The 20152-nt window shown below is 63.2% G+C and carries 17 protein-coding genes and 1 pseudogene; 4 read left to right on the top strand and 14 right to left on the bottom strand.

Annotated features, from left to right (window positions below):
* Positions 1 to 24: 24 nt before the first annotated feature.
* The gene (locus C501_RS0110435; protein ID WP_018135572.1) at positions 25 to 2181 is read right to left on the bottom strand and encodes an ATP-dependent DNA helicase; all 2157 of its coding nucleotides are present in this window, start codon (positions 2179 to 2181) and stop codon (positions 25 to 27) included.
* Complete coding sequence (gene hflX / locus C501_RS0110430) at positions 2174 to 3727, bottom strand: GTPase HflX (protein WP_018135571.1); 1554 nt, start codon at positions 3725 to 3727, stop codon at positions 2174 to 2176. Before hflX ends, C501_RS0110435 begins: the two co-directional genes overlap by 8 nt.
* 437 nt (positions 3728 to 4164) lie before the next feature.
* Between hflX and C501_RS0110425 the strand changes: the two genes are divergently transcribed.
* Entirely contained in the window at positions 4165 to 4773 is a 609-nt protein-coding gene (locus tag C501_RS0110425) for a class I SAM-dependent methyltransferase (RefSeq protein ID WP_018135570.1), read from the top strand.
* Between the two features lie 25 nt (positions 4774 to 4798).
* Here the strand turns inward: C501_RS0110425 and C501_RS0110420 are convergent, their stop codons facing one another.
* The 8 genes from C501_RS0110420 to C501_RS0110385 form a co-directional block, all read right to left on the bottom strand.
* A complete protein-coding gene (locus C501_RS0110420; protein ID WP_018135569.1) occupies positions 4799 to 6310 on the bottom strand; it encodes an amino acid permease in 1512 nt (503 codons plus the stop codon).
* A gap of 241 nt (positions 6311 to 6551) precedes the next feature.
* A complete protein-coding gene (dapF, locus tag C501_RS0110415; RefSeq protein WP_018135568.1) occupies positions 6552 to 7523 on the bottom strand; it encodes a diaminopimelate epimerase in 972 nt (323 codons plus the stop codon).
* Positions 7524 to 7538: 15 nt separating this feature from the next.
* Positions 7539 to 8489: a tRNA (adenosine(37)-N6)-dimethylallyltransferase MiaA gene (miaA, locus tag C501_RS0110410; RefSeq protein ID WP_018135567.1), complete on the bottom strand. Its 951-nt coding sequence runs from the start codon at positions 8487 to 8489 to the stop codon at positions 7539 to 7541.
* 4 nt (positions 8490 to 8493) lie between these two features.
* Positions 8494 to 10020: a tRNA (N6-isopentenyl adenosine(37)-C2)-methylthiotransferase MiaB gene (gene miaB / locus C501_RS0110405; RefSeq protein ID WP_026174828.1), complete on the bottom strand. Its 1527-nt coding sequence runs from the start codon at positions 10018 to 10020 to the stop codon at positions 8494 to 8496.
* 137 nt (positions 10021 to 10157) lie between these two features.
* Positions 10158 to 11405, bottom strand: a complete 1248-nt coding sequence (locus tag C501_RS0110400) for a coiled-coil domain-containing protein (RefSeq protein WP_245532465.1) — start codon at positions 11403 to 11405, stop codon at positions 10158 to 10160.
* Between the two features lie 127 nt (positions 11406 to 11532).
* Entirely contained in the window at positions 11533 to 12051 is a 519-nt protein-coding gene (locus C501_RS0110395; RefSeq protein WP_018135564.1) for a regulatory protein RecX, read from the bottom strand.
* A gap of 4 nt (positions 12052 to 12055) precedes the next feature.
* A complete protein-coding gene (recA, locus tag C501_RS0110390) occupies positions 12056 to 13117 on the bottom strand; it encodes a recombinase RecA (protein ID WP_018135563.1) in 1062 nt (353 codons plus the stop codon).
* Between the two features lie 293 nt (positions 13118 to 13410).
* Positions 13411 to 13650, bottom strand: a complete 240-nt coding sequence (locus tag C501_RS0110385) for a DUF3046 domain-containing protein (RefSeq protein ID WP_018135562.1) — start codon at positions 13648 to 13650, stop codon at positions 13411 to 13413.
* A gap of 127 nt (positions 13651 to 13777) precedes the next feature.
* Here C501_RS0110385 and C501_RS0110380 point away from each other — a divergent pair, with 127 nt between their 5' ends.
* Positions 13778 to 14332, top strand: a complete 555-nt coding sequence (locus tag C501_RS0110380) for a MarR family winged helix-turn-helix transcriptional regulator (RefSeq protein WP_018135561.1) — start codon at positions 13778 to 13780, stop codon at positions 14330 to 14332.
* A 49-nt stretch (positions 14333 to 14381) separates the two neighbouring features.
* Here the strand turns inward: C501_RS0110380 and C501_RS0110375 are convergent, their stop codons facing one another.
* From C501_RS0110375 to pgsA, 3 genes are all read right to left on the bottom strand, one after another.
* The gene (locus C501_RS0110375; protein ID WP_018135560.1) at positions 14382 to 14828 is read right to left on the bottom strand and encodes a helix-turn-helix domain-containing protein; all 447 of its coding nucleotides are present in this window, start codon (positions 14826 to 14828) and stop codon (positions 14382 to 14384) included.
* Between the two features lie 149 nt (positions 14829 to 14977).
* On the bottom strand, positions 14978 to 15484 hold the full coding sequence (locus C501_RS0110370; protein ID WP_018135559.1) for a CinA family protein: 507 nt from the start codon (positions 15482 to 15484) through the stop codon (positions 14978 to 14980).
* Positions 15481 to 16062 (bottom strand): CDP-diacylglycerol--glycerol-3-phosphate 3-phosphatidyltransferase, encoded by a 582-nt coding sequence (pgsA, locus tag C501_RS0110365; protein WP_026174826.1) that lies wholly within the window; start codon positions 16060 to 16062, stop codon positions 15481 to 15483. Before pgsA ends, C501_RS0110370 begins: the two co-directional genes overlap by 4 nt.
* A gap of 223 nt (positions 16063 to 16285) precedes the next feature.
* On the opposite strand from pgsA, the pseudogene C501_RS14775 reads away from it, so the two are divergent.
* Positions 16286 to 16402 (top strand): annotated as a pseudogene (locus C501_RS14775) (3-oxoacyl-ACP reductase); the annotation flags it as partial.
* A gap of 76 nt (positions 16403 to 16478) precedes the next feature.
* Complete coding sequence (locus C501_RS13260; protein ID WP_342662538.1) at positions 16479 to 17111, top strand: SDR family NAD(P)-dependent oxidoreductase; 633 nt, start codon at positions 16479 to 16481, stop codon at positions 17109 to 17111.
* Between the two features lie 40 nt (positions 17112 to 17151).
* Here the strand turns inward: C501_RS13260 and C501_RS0110355 are convergent, their stop codons facing one another.
* On the bottom strand, positions 17152 to 20058 hold the full coding sequence (locus C501_RS0110355) for an FtsK/SpoIIIE family DNA translocase (RefSeq protein WP_026174825.1): 2907 nt from the start codon (positions 20056 to 20058) through the stop codon (positions 17152 to 17154).
* Positions 20059 to 20152: the final 94 nt, after the last annotated feature.

The raw sequence follows: 20152 nt of genomic DNA, 5'->3' as shown, positions 1-20152 counted from the left end.
TGAACCGGCTGGTGCGCCTGCGGGCTACTCCTCGACGCTGTTTTCTGCGGTTTCTGTTCCTTTTTCAGACTGACTGCTTTCAGACTGACTGCGCAACCGCTGCAGCGCCGCCAGGGTGACTTCACGATCAGTAGTGGGCCAGAACGGCGGCAACGCAGCTCTGAGGAAGCCGCCGTATCGGGCCGTGGCCAGCCTGGAATCGAGCACTGCGACGACTCCACGGTCTTCCATGGAACGGATCAGCCGGCCGGCGCCCTGGGCCAGCCGCACCGCGGCGTGCGCAGCCGAGATCGACATGAAGCCGTTCCCTCCGGCCATGGCCACCGCCCGGGTGCGCGCGTTAGTCAGCGGATCATCGGGGCGGGGAAAAGGAATCCGGTCAATAGTGACCAGCCGGCAGGAATCCCCGGGCACATCCACGCCCTGCCATAGCGACATCGTGCCGAAGAGGCAGGCGTCGGGGTCCGCCTGGAACTCTCGGATCAGCGATGCCATAGAGGATTCTCCCTGGCACAGGATCTCGAAGTCGCTCAGCCTGGAACGCATCTCATCCGCCGCATCTTCCGCTGCGCGGCGTGAAGAGAACAGACACAGCGCACCACCGCGCGAAGCGCGCAGCAACTGCTCGAGTTCGTCCAGCTGGGCCGGTGAGGTGCCGCGCCCAGGCCGCTCCAGATCCGCCGCGACGTAGAGCACTCCTTGCCGAGGGTAGTCGAAGGGACTGCCGACGTCCGCCCCGGTCCAGCTCGGTGCGCTATCGCCCAGCAGGCCAAGGTTCCCGGCGACCGGTTCGAAGGCCGCGCCCACGGCCAGGGTCGCAGAAGTCAGTACCGCGGTGTGCTCGCCGAAAAGCTTGTCGCGCAGCCGCATGGCCACGGAGAGCGGTGCGATATTGAGCGTCGCGGGTTCGGTGTCTTCCGCCGCCCGGTAGCCCTGCTGCGGATCGAAGCTTCCGGCCCGAGTGATCCAGATGACTTCGCCGGCATCGGGTTGCCCTGATTCCCTGAGCGGCACGGCGGCGAGGAGCCGCTCGGTCTGCTCAAAGATCAGCTGCAACCGGGACCTCGCCAGTTGCCGTCCGCCATCGGTGACCTGAGATGACTCGCCTTTGGAGTCGGAGAGTGCGATCCGGGCCGCATCGCGGACTTGGTCTATTGCGGCGTACTGCTCTTGGTTCAGAGCCTCTGGCAGCCAGCCCGCGGGCTGGCCGTGTAATGCCTTGTCGAGCGCTTGCGCTGAGTGCTGGAGCGCCTCGACCTCAATAGCGGTGTGCTTCCGGGCCGCAGCCGCAGCGGCCTCGACCATCGCAGCGGAAAGCTGCCCGGAAACCGCTCCGGTCACACGGTCCACCAGCTCATGGGCCTCATCGATCACCACGGCGTCGTACTCCGGCAGCACCGCCAATCCGTCGAAGGCGCTGATCGCCAGCATCGCATGGTTGGTCACGACGAGATCCGCTTCTGCGGCCCGGAGCTTGGCCAGCTCGCTGAAGCACTCATCGGCCACCGGGCAGCGCTGCGCGCCAAGGCATTCCCGTGAGGAGACGGAGACCTGGCGCCAGGCGCGTTCGCTCACTCCAGGGTTGAGCTCATCCCGGTCCCCCGTCTCAGTCTCCTCGGCCCATTCGCGTAGGCGCGTCACTTCCCTCCCCAGGACCGATGCCGCGCCGGTGCCGGGCAGGCGAGCACTGCCGTCCTCGCCGAGCGCGAAGAGCTGCCCTGCTTCGGGCTCTTCCTCCGGGAATCCGCCGGCGGTCTTGTGCTTGCAGAGGTAGTTGCTCCGGCCCTTGACCAACGCCACTGATACCGGGCGTTCGAGTTCCGGCTGAATGATCTCCAGCAGCCTGGGGATATCCCGGCCCATGATCTGAGCCTGGAGGGCCAGGGTCGCGGTCGCCACCAAGGATGGGCGCTCACTGCGCAGCGCGTGCAGGAGCAGGGGGATGAGATACGCCAGTGACTTCCCCGTGCCGGTGCCCGCCTGGACCAGCAGATGCTCCCCGGTGCTGAACGAGCGCACCACGTGCCGGGCCATTTCGTGCTGGCCCGCACGATGCTGGCCGCCCATAGCGGACACGGCGAGATCCAGAAGGCGCAATGCCTCCTGGACCTCGCCGTCTTCAGCCGGGCCGGAAGGCTCGGCGTCGGCTTTCTGCTGGAGATCTGCCGCCGGATCAGCCATGGTCAGCGAAGGGCTCCAGTTCTGCGGCTAAGCCCGGACGCACCAGAACCCGCAACCACGTACCGGTCTCCCGGTGCTCCTGCTCCAGGATCTCGGCATCGCTGTCATGCAGTCTGCTGACCAGGTCCCCGCGATCGTAGGGGATCAGCACTCGGCACTCCACCGAAGGCCGGGGAATCGACGCTGAGATTGCAGCTGCGAGCTCAGCGAAACCGGCCCCGGTCCTGGCGGAGACCACCACGGTCTCCGGCTCGCGCTGCCGCAGCCGTTCGATCGCGAACGGCTGGGCCGCATCAGCTTTGTTGAGTACCAGGATCTCGCGGACGTCCCGTGCCTCTACTTCGGAAAGCACCTGGCGCACCGCTGCGATCTGCCCTTCCGGGTCCGGATGGGAGACATCCACCACGTGCAGGATCAGATCCGCATCGGCCACCTCCTCCAGCGTGGAGCGGAAGGCCTCCACGAGCTGGGTCGGCAAAGACCGGACGAAGCCCACCGTGTCGGCCAGGGTGTAGCCGATGCCATCCGGGGTTGTCGCCCGCCGGACCGTGGGATCCAACGTGGCGAACAGGGCGTTCTCCACGAGCACCCCGGCCTGGGTCAGCCGGTTCAAGATGGAGGATTTACCGGCATTGGTATAACCGGCGATGGCCACTGACGGCACTTCACCACGCAGTCGGTTGGCCCGTTTGGCTTCACGCGCCGGTTTCATCGCCGCGATCTGGTGCCGCAGCTTGGCCATCCTGGTGCGGATCCGCCGCCGGTCCAGCTCGATCTTCGTCTCACCGGGGCCGCGGGAGCCGATACCGCCACCGGCCGCGCCTACCCGGCCACCGGCCTGGCGGGACATCGACTCGCCCCAGCCGCGGAGCCGCGGGAGCAGATACTCCAGCTGAGCCAGCTCCACCTGCGCCTTGCCCTCCCGGGATTTGGCGTGCTGCGCGAAGATATCCAGAATCAGCGCCGTCCGATCGATCACCTTGACCTTGACGATGTCTTCGAGCGCGCGACGCTGAGATGGTGCCAGTTCGCTGTCCACGATAACGGTGTCAGCACCCGTCGCCGAGACGATGTCCTTGAGTTCGAGCGCCTTCCCGGAACCGAGGTAGGTTCCAGGATCCGGCTTGGTGCGGCGCTGGACTAAGCCATCGAGTACTTCCGAACCAGCGGTCTCAGCGAGTGCGGCGAGCTCCCGCAGGGAGTTCTCCGCGTCTGCCGCGGAACCGTCGGTCCACAGCCCGGCGAGAACCACTCGCTCCAGCCGGAGTTGCCGGTATTCGACTTCAGTGACGTCATCAAGTTCAGTGGAGAGCCCCACGACACGGCGCAGCGCCCGGCGTTCTTCGAGGTCTTCCTGATCGCCGTCGTAATCGCCGTGCTCCCGGTCCAGTTCGCTCAGGGCGAGCGCACGCTCGGTGAACACGCTGTCCCGACTCGTCGAGCTGCTTGCCGGGCCAGCTGTATCCCTGGCGAGGACCCTGTCGATTACGGCCTGGATCTCATCCTGGCTCAAACCCTGATCCGGGCTGCCGTCTTGTGTGGTCATGGTCTCCTTCGAAGTACTCAGATGTTTATCGTATGCCCCGGCGATGACGCTTTGCGTTCCCCGGGGTTGGTCTTGCCTAGTTGATTGCGGATGTTCTCGCATGATGATGCGGCCTCGTCTTTCACTGATGCCTCGGATGATGAGACGACGCGGCGGCCTCGGAGAGAAACAGGCGGAATCTGCCTCGCTCGGCATTCGCCGGCACGAGAACAGACTGTGGCTACTGCTAAGCCAAGTAACCAGCTGGTGCGGATGAATGTTCCCCGAGAGTGCTCTGCGTCTAATGATTCGTCAGATGGCTGCGGCAGGCGCTGAGTCATGGCGCAGCCGGGAGCGGGCGGAAAGAAACCCTCAGATAAAAAGGAACATGCATTAAGTTTACCAGAGCCGGGTTCTCGATGTTCTTATCTATGCCCCGGCCAGCTATGCTGAGAGCGATGTCCGAGCACTATTTCAGCACCCAGCCGACTGCTCCCGGCCGCGAACGCGAGCTCCGGACCACCCTCGCCGGAGCAGAGCGGCGGCTGCGGACCGATTCCGGGATCTTCTCTCCTGATGGGCTCGATAAAGGCACAGCGGTACTTCTGGATCTGGTTCCCGCCCCGCCGGAACACGGTGCTCTCCTCGATATCGGCTGCGGCTGGGGGCCCATCGCGCTCAGTCTTGCGCTGCGCTCGCCCCAGGCTCAGGTGTATGCGGTGGACGTCAATCAGCGCTCGCTGGATCTCACCCGGAAGAACGCCGAGCTCTTAGGCCTCGGCAATATCAGCGTCAGCGTCCCGGAAGACCTCGACCCGGCCATCACCTTCCAGACTTTCTGGTCGAATCCGCCGATCCGCGTGGGCAAGTCCGCGCTGCACGAGATCATGAGGCTCTGGCTGCCCCGGCTCGCACCCGGCGGAACCGCCTATCTGGTAGTGCAGAAGAATCTCGGCTCGGACTCGTTGCAGCGCTGGCTGGCCGAGGAATTCCCGCACTACCGGATCCGCCGTTTCGGCAGTGTGAAAGCGTTCCGGGTCCTGGAAGTGCACGCTCCGCAGCACTGACCTCTGCGCCAGTTCCAGACCAGGTTCAGCTCTGCTCCGGCCGAGACCTCGGACGATTCGCCAGCACCGGCATCGCCCCGGTGAACCCGGCCCGCTCCGCGGCGATCTGCCGGATCCGCTTCCGGCACAGGAACCAACCGATGATCAGCAGCGGAACGATAAGCGTCAGCGAAGCCACCGTATAACTGCCCACAGGATAGTCGAAGGCCATCATGACCACGACGAGAATCAGGAACAGCATGGTCAGGTACTCGGTGTACGGAGCTCCGAAGAGCCGGAACGCCGGGCGGGAGATCCGGCCTTGACGCGCCCAGGAGAACAAGCGCAGCTGGCAGAGCACGATCATCGCCCACGCGGAGATGATACCCAACGCGGCGATGTTCAGAACGATCTCGAAAGCGTTCCGGGGCACGACCGCGTTGAGCGCCACGCCCAGTACACCGATAACGGCGGGCAGGGCGATGCCGCCATAGGGGACCCCAGAACGGTTCATCCTGGCCGCAAAGGCCGGGGCGGAGCCGGCCAGGGCCATCGAACGCAGGATCCGTCCGGTCGAATAGAGACCGGCGTTGAGCGAGGAAAGCGCTGCGGTGAGAACCACGAGGTTCATGATCACATCGACCCCCTGAACTCCAATGGATCCGAAGAACGTGACGAAGGGGCTCTCCCCCGCCTGGTAGGCGGTGAAGGGCAGCAGCAGGGAGAGCAGCACCAGGGAGCCTACGTAGAACACCGCGATCCGGATGACCACGGTGTTGATCGCCTTGGGCATGACTTTCTCCGGGTTCTGAGTCTCCCCCGCCGCCGTGCCGACGAGCTCGATGGAGGCATAGGCGAAGACCACGCCCTGCATGAGCACCACGGCCGGGAGGATGCCCATCGGGAAAACCCCGCCGTGATCGGTGATAAGGCTCCAGCCGACCTCTTGCCCGGCCACCGGGGAGCCGAAGATCACGATGATGATGCCGATGATCAAGAAGGCGCTCAGGGCCACTACTTTGATGAGCGCGAACCAGAATTCGAGTTCGCCGAAGACTTTCACCGAGACCAGGTTGAGCACCAGCACGATGACCAGGGCAGCCAGTGCATAGCTCCACTGCGGCACCTGCCCGAAAGGCGCCCAGTACTTTCCGAAGAAGTTCATATACAGCGCGACGGCCGTGACGTCCACAACCGAGGTCATCGCCCAGTTCAACCAGTACATCCAACCGGTCGCGAAAGCCGCTTTCTCCCCGAAGAACTCCCGCGCATAAGAGACGAAAGACCCGGATGAAGGCCGGTGCAGCACCAGCTCCCCCAAGGCCCGCAGGATGATGAACGCGAAGAAACCGCATACCGCGTAGCTGATCACCAGGGCAGGGCCGGCCTGCGCCAAACGGCCTCCCGCGCCCATGAAAAGACCGGTTCCTATCGCGCCGCCGATCGCGATCATCTGGATCTGGCGGCTCTTGAGGCCTTTCTGGTAGCCGCTGTCTTCAGGGTGTTCCACCGAGAGATCGTGCGGCAGGGGTTCTGTGGTTCCAGTTCTGTCCGGCATGCGCTTTTCTCCGTCGTGCACTGTGCCCGGCACATCCTGGCACACCGGACTGAGCGTGGAAGAGCGATCATGCGGTCAGGGTGTCTGCGGGCTCTGATGCGTTATCGTCCTCATCACCGTTTCCCCCTTGCGCAGGGTACTCCTCTTCAGACCTTTGGACCTGATCCGCCAACCCTGACCCGGATTCTTCCGTTGCGGAGTTGGCTGAGCTAGAGCGTGGCTGAGCTAGAGCGCAGAGGGATTACAGCACGACGCCTTCCGCGATGATCTTCGCCGGGCCCGATAATTCGATATGCTCCGCGCCGCTGGGCGCCGTGATGAAGCGGACCCGAAGCGTGCCACCGGGAACGGTGACGTCCCAGAGATCCGGTGCGTTCGCACCGGCCCAGAACCTGGTAGCGGCGGCTGCCGCGCACGCCCCGGTGCCGCAGGAGAGCGTCTCGCCCGAGCCCCGCTCGTGGACCCGGATCGCGATCGCGGCGACCCCGTCGACCACCAGGGGGTCACGGGGCAGCGCGAATTCCACATTGGCCCCTTCCGCCGGCTCGGGATTGACTTTCGGCGGCCGGCTGAGATCCAGTTCGACGAGTTCTTCCTGAGTCGCCAAGGCCACCACGGTGTGCGGATTGCCGGTACTGATGGATAGCCCCGGCCGGGCAACATCGAGCGCATATGCGGTGACCAGCGAGTCGACCCCGCGGAGCTCGGCTTCCTCCGGGCTGCTCAGTCGCCAGGGGCCCAGATCTGCTGCGTAGCCATCAGCTAGGCGCTCGACGTTCTTGATCCCGGATCTGGTCGCTACCGGGAGCACTTCCCCCGGCTCCAACCAGACCAGACCGCGGTGCACGAGGAAGTCGACGAAGACGCGCACCCCGTTACCGCACATCTGAGCCAGGGAACCATCGGCATTGCGGTAATCCATGAACCACTCCGCTCGTGGCTCCTGCGCCAGGAGTTCCCGCCCTTCGGGCAGTTCCTGGGAGCGCACCGCCCGGATCAGCCCATCGGCACCCAGCCCCCGATGGCGGTCGCAGACGGCGGCGGCGAGCGCAGCGTCAACCGGGCGCTTCTCCTCGGCATCTTCGAAGAGCACGAAGTCGTTGCCGATGCCGTGCCCTTTGGCGAATTTCACTCCGCTCAGCCTGCTCAGGGCATCAGCCTCCTGATCTGCCGGGGAAGTGTGCTGCTCGCCGTACTGTGCGCTATTCGTCATCTCTTCAGGCTATCGCTATGGTCTCGCGGACAGGAACTGCCGTACCTCATGCAGTGCCTGTGCGCTGTGCTCGGGGTCATCGAAGTCCAGCCAGCGCACCCGGGAGTCCGCCGTGAACCAGGTGATCTGCCTTCGGGCGAACTGCCGTGTCGCGATGACAGTATCGGCGATCGCGGTCTCCTCAGAATACTGTTCAGGCCCCTCGTCGAGCACCCTGAGGAACTGCCGGTAGCCGAGCGCGTGGGGGGCGGTTTTGCCCTCCCGAAGGCCGTGATCCGCCAACGCTGAGACTTCCTGCAGTAGTCCGGCGGCGGCCATCCGGTGCACGCGCTCCGCCAGTCGCCTGTGCAGGTGCTCACGGGAGCCGTCGAGACCGATCTGCACAGCCGGCTGGTAGTACTCCCGGCGCGGCAGGTATGCGGAGAAGGGCCTGCCGGTGAGCTCGTGGACTTCTAGCGCGCGGACTACCCGGCGGGCATCCCCCAGACGCTGCGCCGATTTCGGGTCGACAGCACGGAGGCGTTCCCGGAGCGCCGGAAGCCCTTGGACGCTTAACTCGGCTTCCCATCTGGCCCGGATCAGAGGGTCTGTCGGCGGTAGCTCCAGCACGTCGAGCACCGCCCTGAGGTAAAGCCCGGATCCGCCGACGAGAATCGGCAGCCTCCCCCGGGCGCGAATAGTTTCTATCGCCTGCCGGGCCTGCTCCTGGAATGCCGCGACGCTGGCTTCTTCACGAACCTCGAGGATATCCAGCAGATGATGGCTGATGCCCCGGCGTTCCACGAGACTGAGCTTGGCGGTGCCGATATCCATGCCGCGGTAGAACTGCATCGAGTCCGCATTGATGATCTCCCCGCCCAGCTCTTCGGCGAGCCGGAGACCGAGCTCGGACTTACCGGTTCCGGTAGCCCCCACGACGGCGATCACCGGAAGCGTCTGCGCATCGCATCCCGGGGCGTAGTTCATACGTTCAGCGCACCGAAATGCGGGGCATCCCGAGGGAGACCGGCCGGCGTCCGGGCGCGGAACCGCCGGCCTCGGCGGTTCCAGTGCTGGGAGCTCCGCAGGAATCCGCCTGGGCCCTATCCCAGGCATCCCCAGCCCGGGTCCGTCGCAGAGAGTACTGTTCGGCAGCCGGGTCGGCGGTCAGATGGAACCCTGCGGCCCCCGTGATCGGCACCGTCACGACGTCTCCCGGCCTGGGGCGCTCTGCACCGTCCGGGATCGAGAAGTGCACCAGTCGGTAATCCTCGGCTCTGCCGGAGAGCCGTTGCGTCTGACTCGATTTCTTACCGGGTTCCGCGGAGACGAGCACGTTGACGTCACGACCAATCTGATCCGTGTTCTGCTCTTTGCTGATCCGGTCCTGAAGAGCGGTGAGCCGTTCGAAGCGCTCCTGCACCACCTCCTTGGGGAGCTGATCGGGCAGCTCCGCCGCCGGGGTGCCGGGACGTTGAGAGTACTGGAAGGTGAAGGCGTTCGCGAAGCGGGAGCGCTCAACGACGTCCAGCGTCGCCTGGAAATCGGCTTCGGTCTCACCCGGGAAACCGACAATAATATCCGTGGAAATAGCGGCGTGCGGGATCCTCTCCCGGACCCGATCGAGGATCCCCAGGAAGCGGCTGGAACGGTAGGAGCGCCGCATCGCCTTGAGAATGGCGTCAGATCCGGACTGCAAGGGCATATGCAGCTGCGGCATCGCATTGCTGGTCTCTGCCATGGCTTCGATCACATCATCGGTGAAAGCCGCGGGGTGCGGGCTGGTGAAACGCACCCGCTCCAGGCCTCGGATCTGCCCGCACGCGCGCAGCAGCTTGGAAAAGGCCTGCCGATCGCCGAACTCGACTCCGTAGGAGTTGACGTTCTGCCCCAACAGCGTCACTTCGATCACGCCATCGTCCACGAGCGCCTGGATCTCCGCCAGGATGTCCCCCGGGCGGCGGTCGCGCTCCTTGCCGCGCAGGGAAGGGACGATGCAGAACGTGCAGGTGTTATTGCAGCCGACCGAGATGGACACCCAGCCGGCGTACACGGAATCGCGTTTGCTCGGCAGGGTCGAGGGGAAGACCTCCAAGGACTCCAGGATCTCCGCCTGGGCCTTGCGATTATGGCGGGCGCGTTCCAGAAGGACCGGCAGCGAGCCGACGTTATGGGTGCCGAAGACGACATCGACCCATGGAGCGCGCTCCAGAATCGTTTCCCGATCTTTCTGGGCCAGGCAGCCGCCGACGGCGATCTGCATCCCGGGTCGCTTCTTCTTGATCGGCGCCAGATGGCCAAGAGTTCCGTAGAGCTTGTTATCCGCGTTCTCGCGCACCGCGCAGGTGTTGAAAACGACCACATCCGCGAGTTCCTCATCGGAACGGGTCAAGCCCGCTGATTCGAGCAGACCTGCCATGCGCTCCGAATCGTGCACATTCATCTGGCAACCGAAGGTGCGCACCTGGTAAGTGCGCGGCTGCTCGGCGTCGCTTGCGGAAACAGGGGCCGCGGTCAGGGTTTCGGCGGAGGCAGTGCGATCTATCACCGGATAATTTTAGGCGAAAGCCTGGCTTAAGTCACCGCGGGGCCAGCCGGACGGATGCACTTGCCGCACGGAAGCCATCAACCGGGAAGGGGCTTGAATCGATACCGTCAGTACCAACCGACAGACTGGGAATGCCCCCAAGCCGCACAAGGGGAGCCGTAACGGCCTTTGATGTAGTTCAGACCCCAGTTGACCTGCGTCCGGTAATTGGTCAGCCAGTCCGCACCGGCATCAGCCATTTTTCCGGCGGGAAGCGACTGCGGAATCCCGTAAGCGCCGCTTGAAGGATTGGTCGCGGTCGTCAGCCAATTGGACTCCCGAGTCCAGAGAGAGACGAGACAAGAGAACTGATCCTGGCCCCAGCCAAAGGAACCCAGGCTGGCCGAGGCGTAAGCTTGCGCTCCCGCAGGGTCATTGACAGCACCACCCGATGGCGGAGTCACGGGAGGAACCACTACGGGCGGTGGTTGCGGCCCCGGCGGCTGGGGTGCGAGCGGCGCGACGACGTTTCCGCTGCCGCGGTTGTTCTGCGCCTCTCGCTGCGCTGCCTGCCGCGCGTTCTCGGCGGCAGTAGCCCTGGCCTGGGCCGCGGCAGCCTCTTTGGCCTGCTGCACTGCCTGATAGGCGCGCTGCGCTTCAACGCCTTGCTGGTACTTGTTCTCAGTATCGACAGTGGTGTTGGTGAGAGAGGCGAGCTGCGCTTTGAGCGTATCGCTGTTCTGCTGCTGCTGGGAGACCTCTGCTTCGGCAGCACGCTGTGCTGCGGAGACGCTGTCGAGGGAGTCCTTGGTTTCAGCGGTAAGCCGTTCTCGCTCTGCCATACTCTGCTGCTGCTGGTCCTTGAGCGAGGTGAGGTACTTCTCCGCCACTTCGGAGCGCCCTAGCAGTTTCGCGGCATTATCACTCACGACCCCCATTAGACCTGCCTGCTGCAAAGCATCGGGTTGCTGCAGATCCGCGAGTGAGGCCATGACGCCCAGGCCGCTGCCGCCGTTCTTGTACATCTGCGCGGCGAGGGCTCCGGCCTCCGAGCGGAGCTTAACCGCTTCTTCGGCGGCACGCTGCTCCTGTTCCGCAAGCACCTCGCTGCGGGAAACAGCTTGATCCAAGGCCTGTTGATTAGCGGCATACGTCTCACCGGCATTCACCGCCGCGGTACCTAGCTGTTCGGAACGGGAAGAGAGTTCGCCCAGCAGACCCGTGATCTTCTGGACTTGAGCAGCGGTATCCGCCTCATTGTCTTTTGCCGCCTGCACCTCTGCCCAGCTGGGGAATCCGCTAGGGGGTACGTCCTCGGCATAGGCAGGGATGCCAACTAAACCGGGTACCACGAGGATCCCTGTCACCAATGCCACAGGGGTCACAATTTTCACACCAGTTAACAACTTGAACATGACCGTCATAGAGTAACCCACATTTGGTCACGTGCCCAGAGGAGACCATACGATAGGAGAGACTGCCCTGCAATAGTGCGGTTTTCAGTTATGCGTCAGCGTTCTGCTGTTCCTGCAGTACTTCTTGAACGATCCCGAAAGCGGAGCCGGGGTTATAGCCTTTGCGCACCAGCATGGAAGTCAGCCGGCGAAGCTGCTTCTCACGTTCTGCAGTATCAGCCCAATCGATTCCGGGCCGCAGCTTCCGCTGCACCAAAAGCACTCCGCGCTCCCGTTCGGCTGCACCATCGACCTCCGCGAGAGCAGCCTCAGCATCCTGCTCCGGTACACCCTTCTGCATCAGCTCCCTGCGCAGAGCGTGACGGGCCAAACCTCGATGCTGAGCCCGCGAACGAACCCAGTCACGGGCGAACTGGGCGTCATCGACAAGCTGAACTTCTTCGAAACGGTCGAGCACTTTTTCAGCGACCGCTTCCGGGATCTTCTTGGCCGCAAGATTTCGTTCCAGTTGGGCCCTGGTTTTAGGCCCGTCAGTCAGCTGACGGAGCAGAATCGCCCGGGCAGCGGATTCCGGATCCTGCTCAGAATTGGCTTCCTGCTGGCCCATCGACTCAGCCGCCTTCGACCGCTCGCAAAGCTGTTTCGGGCGCTTCATCATCGGTCTCGGCGAGCGGCTTCACACCCACACCGAGCTTCTCTTTGATCAGACGCTCCAGCTCAGCTGCGAGCTCCGGATTATCCTTGAGGAAACGCCGGGAGTTCTCCATGCCCTGGCCCAGCTGATCACCGTCGTAAGTGAACCAGGAACCCGATTTCTTGATGATCCCCTGCTCAACGCCCAGGTCGATGATGCCACCCTCTCGGGAGATACCCTGCCCGTAAAGGATATCGAACTCCGCCTGCTTGAAAGGCGGGGCCATCTTGTTCTTGACGATTTTCGCCTTGGTCCGGTTGCCTACCGAATCAGCGCCCTCCTTGAGCGTCTGGATCCGACGGACGTCGATACGGACGGAGGCATAGAACTTGAGGGCTTTACCACCCGTAGTCGTCTCCGGGCTGCCGAAGAAGACGCCGATCTTCTCCCGGAGCTGGTTGATGAAGATCGCCGTGGTCTTCGTCTGGTTCAACCGGCCCGTGATCTTCCGCAGGGCCTGGCTCATGAGTCGAGCCTGGAGCCCGACGTGGCTGTCGCCCATCTCCCCTTCAATTTCGGCACGCGGCACAAGTGCGGCCACCGAGTCGATCACGATGATGTCGAGCGATCCCGAGCCCACGAGCATGTCCATGATCTCCAGCGCCTGCTCACCGGTATCCGGCTGAGACACCAGCAAGGCGTCAACATCGACGCCGAGCTTCGCAGCGTAATCGGGGTCAAGAGCGTGCTCGGCGTCAATGAAGGCGGCTATGCCGCCATTGCGCTGAGCGCCGGCCACCGCATGCAGGGCGACAGTGGTTTTACCGGAGGATTCCGGCCCATAGATCTCGACGACCCTGCCGCGGGGCAAGCCTCCGATGCCGAGGGCCACATCCAACGCGATGGATCCTGTGGGAATGGTCTCGATAGGCGCCCGGATATCATCCCCCAAGCGCATCACCGAGCCTTTGCCGAACTGCTTATCGATCTGGGCAAGAGCTGCTTCGAGCGCTTTCTCCCGGTCCGGTGCTGCTGGCATTACTGACTCCTCGACGAATTCGATCGGATAATTCTCAGAACAGCTGGTACTAGCACTAGTATCAGCCGCTGAGTCATGACACTAGATGCCGCCACCGACATTTTCACGACACCCCTTGTCGATGTGGATGCACTCCGTGATTTTCGGATCTTCTCCAAAGCCTTCGGCAGTGTGTCTGGCAGGGCTCTTCCGGCTATGTTCTCTGCTACGAGTGTATCGACAACCGAACAAATATTCGAATGACGCTGCGGCGTGTCTTCAGTCTTTAGACAGCCTTGAGATAGCTCAGGATTTTAGCCAGCAGAACCCCGACTGGGACCAGGTTTGACGTCTCGCCCCAGCCGGCGGCCCGCGGGTATCCCCTGCACATCGCAGACCGCGTTCCACACGATACGCGGTGAGTAACCGGCTTCCAGCGCCTGCACCGCAGTATGCCCGTCAAGGGCGGAGAGTACGATATCGGACCCGACGGAACGGGCATAGCTGACGCCGAACTCCTCGTTCATCAAACGCCAGAATTCGCTATGCCGCATCCCTGTCACCCATCCCATCCAGCCCTGCTCGGGCTTGCTTCTATCATTATCTCAATCCCCTGCCGCAGACCACCCAGAATCCTTACCTGCAGCAGCACGCAGCGCTGGTAGCCACTAGAATGGTCCAATGACTAATCCGCTTCGAGGCCGTCAGAAGTCCCGACCCGCTCGCGGACAGAGTCAGCGCTCAAAAAACCTCGAAACCGCACCGAGCCAACTCGGCGATCCGGTTGACCACGCCGCGGTGGAAGCCGCAGAAGCCCAGCTCAGTCTGCTCTGGCGACGCGCCAGGGCCGTTTCCCAGCAACTCGCTCAATCGGTGCATCCGGACCTGGAGTCGGCGGCCTACGGCCTGCTGGTGCTCCTCGACCGGGAGGGGCCGCTCCGCTTGACCGACCTCGCTGGCAGTATCGGCGTCGGAAAGCCGTCGCTCAGCCGGCAGATCAGTGTCCTAGAAAGCATCGAGCTGGTGACGAAAACCATCGACCCTGCGGACCGTCGGGCCCAGCTGATCATACTCAGCGCCAAAGGCAGGCGTCAGATCCGCAAAGTGCAAGCCGCGCGCAAGAAAGTCCTGGACGCCAGGCTCGAAGCGTGGCCGGCAGCCGACGTGCAGGAGTTCGCCCGACTTCTGACCGTTTTCAATGACAGCTTCGTCCCGCCCAAAGCAGAAGGGCCCTGATTACAAGGCCCTTCTGGCTAGTTTCTGGTTAGTTCAGTGCAGAAAGTACTCAGTTATACGCGGGTGCCGGGAACCCCTGGCCCAACCCGTCTTCCAGATCAGTGCTGAGGCTACGGCCATACCGTGCGGCGAAATCCTGCGGAAGAGTATCTGGGATCGCCAGCCCTTCGGCTACCGCCAGCCGGTCGCTGACTTCGCGCAGCATCAGTGAAAGCGGAACGTCCAACGCGGAGCAGATCGAGGAGAGCAGCTCTGAGGATGCTTCTTTCTGACCACGTTCGACTTCGCTCAGATAGCCGAGAGACACCCGAGCATTATGTGAAACTTCACGCAGCGTACGGCCCTGGCGTTGGCGCAGGTCTCGCAAAACGTCCCCAATTTCGTGGCGAAGCACCACCATCTTCTTCTGCGCTCCGGGAGCCACTTTGGCCTCGTCTGCCAAACCCACATCCCGCCAGCGGACCACGCCGTTGATGGATACGGGCTGCTTAGTCATCGCTATCGTTACTCCTTATTCCTAACCTCATTCGAGGTCTGTGCTGTCCCCATCCTACAGATGGCACACTCACTGCGGTTGACATAGTCAATAACTCATAGCCATACAGCTTTGTTCCCGACGCTTTCCGAGAAGAAGCTGTGAGACCTTCATCGCCCGGGCCGGCCGGATCGGATCGAGTCCAGGGCGAGGGCCAATGCCGCTTCAACGCTAGCCGCTCTGACCTCGGACCTATCCCCCGAGAACCGATACTCGCAAACCGAGGCCCAGCCGTCCAGCAGCACCGCTATAAAAACCGTCCCCGGTGGACGTCCGTCATGGGCCTGCGGCCCGGCGGCTCCCGTCGTGGCGATGGCCGAGCAGGCACCGGTGCTTCGCTGAACCCCCTGAGCCATGGCAGCCGCGGTCTGAGCGCTCACTGAACCGTGACGCTCCAGAAGTTCTGCCGGCACGCCGAGCAGAGCGGTCTTGAGCCGATTCTGATAAGCCACCACCGACCCCAGATAGGCTACCGACGCCCCGGGAACATCGACCAATCTCGCGGCGAGCCCCCCACCGGTGAGGGATTCAGCGGTGGCGACGGTCAGCTCCTGCGCGATCAGTTCGGTAATGAGGTCAGCGGCGGAATCCGACTGAGCCTCTGTCCTGCGAGTCATCGGCCTTCGCGTCCAGTAGGACGAGCCCGGAAAAACTGAAGAAAATAATCGAACCCCGTAATGACCGTGATTACGGTGGCGGCGAGCATCACGAAGAAGACCAGCACTGACCACGCAGGCCAGAGGGTGGTCAGGGGAAGTAAGGCGAGCATGATCGCTGCGGTCTGGATCACGGTCTTGATCTTGCCTCCGCGGGATGCGGGGATCACCTGCTTCCGGATCACCACGAAGCGCATGGCAGTGATTCCCACTTCGCGCACCAGAATGACCACAGTCATCCACCAGGGGACTTCACCCAGCAGGCTCAGCGCGATAAGCGCTGAGCCGATCAGCAGCTTATCCGCTATCGGATCTGCGATTTTACCGAAATCGGTGATGAGCCCCCGGCTACGAGCCAGGTCCCCATCGAGTTTGTCCGTATATATCGCCACTGCGAAAACCAGAACCGCAGCCCACCGCCAGCCACCGCCTTCCCCCTCGTCCGCCAGGAAGAATAAGATGAAAACAGGCACCAACACGACTCGCAGTACGGTCAGCGCGTTGGCGATATTCAGTGCAGGCACTTTGGCGCAGGCCAGACCACCGCCCGTCTCACCCTCGCCACTGCTGCTGGTACCCGCAGGGCCGGTCTGCTGTTCGCTCACATCTTCTAGCCTAGCTTCCTTCGGCCGAGCAGACTTTTCGGAACCGCTGAAGAAAACGGTTCCCTTAGAAGCTACCGAACAGTAACCTGGAAGCACCTGCGAAGGAGGAGGACCCGTGAAGATACAAGACGCTGTCGTTCTGATCACCGGAGCTGCCATGGGAATGGGCCGGATCTACGCCCAGCTCGCGGCGCGTGAGGGGGCCGGAACCATCGTCCTCTGGGATATCAACGCCGGGCTGCTCGAGCAGGCCGCGACCGAACTCAAGGCTGCCGGGGCACGACGGGTCATCCAGCAGGTCGTCGATGTGAGCTCGATGGAAGAGATCAAAAAAAGCTGCGGCATCAGTCCTGGCCGAGGCCGGCCCGCCGCATCTACTGATCAACAACGCGGGTATCGCGCGGGGAAAATACTTCTGGGAGCACGCCCACGACCTCGATATCGAGCTGATCATGCGCATCAACGCGCTCGCTCCGATGCATATCACCAGAGCCTTCTTGCCCGCGATGCTGGAGTCCCCGGACGACCGACGCATTGTGAACATCGCCTCCGCCGGCGGCCTGGTCTCCAACCCTCGGATGAGCGTCTACTCCTCGTCGAAGTGGGCCGTCGTGGGCTGGAGCGACTCCTTGCGCCTGGAACTGGAGAAGACCGGCAACGGTCGCATCAAGACCACCACGGTGTGCCCCAACTATATTTCCACCGGCATGTTCAAGGGAGTCGGCAAAATCCTGCTCACCCGGCTGCTGACCCCGGAAGAGGTGACGAATACCGTCTGGACGGCCATGAAAGCCGGTAAGCCTTATGTGATCATGCCGTGGACTACTCAGCTGGGCAAAGCCCTCAAAGGGGTGCTGCCGGTACGCGCATGGGATTTCCTGGCAGACCGGGTCTTCGGTATCTACAACACCATGGATTCCTTCGTGGGGCGCAAGGAACCCCAGATGCCGACAGCGGTCAGCGGTCAGCGGACAGCGCGATAAAGCGCAGCGATAAGGCGTTAGGAAGAAGGGGCGAGCACGACTAGCGTCCGGTGAGCTGCCAGGCGTCCTCTCCCTCTCCTTCGTCGGAATCGCCATAATCCACAGCCTGCTGTCGGGACGCCAGATCAGCTGCTACCGCGTCCTGCGGATAGCCAGTGATCGGAATGGCCTGGGTCACTGGCTCATCCGCGGTGATAGCAGCTACAGCCTGAACTGACGGACTGTACTGGCTCTGCTCAGCGAAGCCCTGATTGACATTCGCGTTATCGGCCAGAGCCGCGGTAGTAGCATCCGGCGCAACAGGCGGAGCATCCCCGCGGATCGCGGCCAGTGTCGCGGCGAGGTCATCGGGCTTGACCAACACATCCCGGGCTTTGGAACCCTCGGAGGGCCCGACGACACCGCGGGATTCCAGCAGGTCCATGAGCCGGCCCGCCTTGGCGAACCCCACCCGGAGCTTACGCTGCAGCATCGAGGTCGAGCCGAACTGAGTGGTGATCACCAGCTCCGTCGCCTGCAGCAGCACGTCCATGTCATCGCCGATCTCCTCATCGATCTGCTTCTTGGGCGCTTCAACCGCGACGTCTTCGCGGTATACCGCCTGGAGCTGGCCCTTGACATGATCGACGACCTGACGGATCTCGGATTCGTTGACCCAAGCACCCTGAACGCGCAACGGTTTGGAGGCACCCATCGGCAGGAAGAGCGCATCGCCCTGACCGAGCAGCTTCTCCGCGCCGGGCTGATCCAAGACCACCCGAGAATCGGTAACCGATGAGGTCGCAAAAGCCATCCGGGAAGGGACGTTGGCCTTGATCAGGCCGGTGACAACATCTACCGAGGGACGCTGCGTCGCGAGCACCAGGTGGATACCTGCGGCACGGGCCAGCTGGGTGATCCGGACGATCGAATCCTCGACGTCCCGCGGAGCGACCATCATGAGGTCCGCGAGTTCATCGACGATCACCAGCAAATACGGGTACGGCTTGAGCACTCGCTTGGAGTCGGGCGGAAGCTGGACTTTCCCGGCGCGCACGGCCTTGTTGAAATCGTCGATGTGCTTGTACCCGAAATTGGACAGGTCGTCGTACCGGGTATCCATCTCCCGCACTACCCACTGCAGCGCCTCTGCGGCCTTTTTGGGGTTGGTGATGATCGGGGTGATCAGATGCGGAACCCCTTCGTAAGCGGTCAGCTCGACGCGCTTGGGGTCCACCATGACCATGCGCACCTCATCCGGGGTGGACCGCATCAGGATCGAGGTGATCATCGAGTTCACAAAGGAGGACTTACCGGCACCGGTAGCACCCGCGACGAGCATATGCGGCATCTTGGCCAGATTCGCCACGACGAAGCCGCCTTCGACGTCTTTGCCCACGCCCATCACCATGGGGTGCTCGGTGCGCCGGGCGTTCTGCGAGCGGAGCACGTCGCCCAAGGAGACGATCTCCTTATCAGCATTCGGGATCTCGATGCCGATCGCCGATTTGCCCGGGATCGGCGAGAGGATCCGCACATCGGCACTGGCCACCGCATAGGCGATGTTCTTGCTGAGCGCGGTGACCCGCTCCACCTTGGTTCCGGGGCCGAGTTCGATCTCGTACCGGGTGACCGTCGGCCCCCGGGAGAACCCGGTGACCTGGGCATCGACCTTGAACTGGTTGAGCACTTCGGTCAACGCTGCGACAACCGCGTCATTGGCCTCGGAGCGGTCCTTGGGCGGCGTGCCCGCGGTGAGCAGTTCCGAGGTCGGGAGCGTGTAGGTCACATCGCCCGCGAGCGAAAGCTGCTCAGAGCGCTGCGGCAGGGGCTCAAAATCCACCGGGGGCTGCGGGGCCACCGGGTTGGCGGTCACCATGCCAATGGCCTCGGTCACGAGGTCAGCCGGGCTCCCGGCTGCGGAGAGGCCTTGGGCTGCCTTGAGCTTCTCTGCTTCGAGCTCCGCTTTAGTCGGTCGGCGCACTCCCGGCGGCACGGCGGCACTCGGATTAAGCGCTAGCGTCGGAGCGGTCTGCGCGGGGTCGTTCTCCTCGCCGCTGATGATGGCATGCTCATAGGCTTCATCGCCGGTGAAGCTCTCTGCATCCGGGGACTGCTCCGTGGAGCGGCCCTTACCTCGGAAGAAGCTTCTGCGCTTGGGTTTAGCCGCAGCTGCGTCATCGCGGTCATAAAGGTAGCTCTGGTCGTGCCCGGAGCCGGATTCCTGCCCCGAGAAGGAATCCTGGCCGGTGAGATGCTCGTAGAGGCCCCCCAGCCGGGAAGGAATGGCGTGTACCGGGGTCGCTGTGACGATCAGAACGCTCAGGAACAGCAGCACGGAATAGACCAGAACCGCCAGCCAGGGCGTGAGTACGGCAAGCGGGGTCGCCACGAGGAAGCCGATGGTTCCACCCGCCTGGCTGACACCTTCGAATCCGCTGGCCAGATTCGGCTGGCCGCCGACGATATGGGCGATACCGCAGCCGGCGACCGTCATCACGGAGAATCCGATGGCCACCCGGTTGTTGTCGCGGACGCGCTGCGGTGCGCGGAACTGACGGATCGCGCAGATCAGCAGCATCACCGGGATCACCAGGCCCATCCAGCCCAGGGTACCGTCGACCACGCCGTGCACGGTATCGGCGAACCAGCCCTGCAGACCCCACCACTCGAAGGTCGCGATGCCGATACTCAGGAGAAGGAGGAACAGCGCGCTGCCATCCCGACGGTCCTCGGGCTCGATCTCGGAGACATCGTGACCGATTCTGCGGACACCACCGCCAACCAGATGGGCCAGGGACTGCCAGGCACCGGAAATAGCCCGCAACGGCCAGGCCAGTTGGGGCTCTGCCGGAGGAACTGCTGCCTTGCCCTTGGCTTTGCCCGTTGATTTCCCGGAGGGTGATTTACCCGGGGAGTTCTGGGCGCGGCCGGAGGAAGGGCGCACGGGGGAAGTTCGAGTCGCCATATTCCTACGGTACCGCCGGAAAGCTGCGAAACCGGGGATTTGGCAGTTGAACCGAGGCGTCAGCGCCAAGAACATGTTGCACTTGGGAGCAGTT

The organism is Acaricomes phytoseiuli DSM 14247 (assembly GCF_000376245.1).
Lineage (GTDB): Bacteria > Actinomycetota > Actinomycetes > Actinomycetales > Micrococcaceae > Renibacterium > Renibacterium phytoseiuli.
This window is presented reverse-complemented; position numbering and strand designations above follow the sequence as displayed.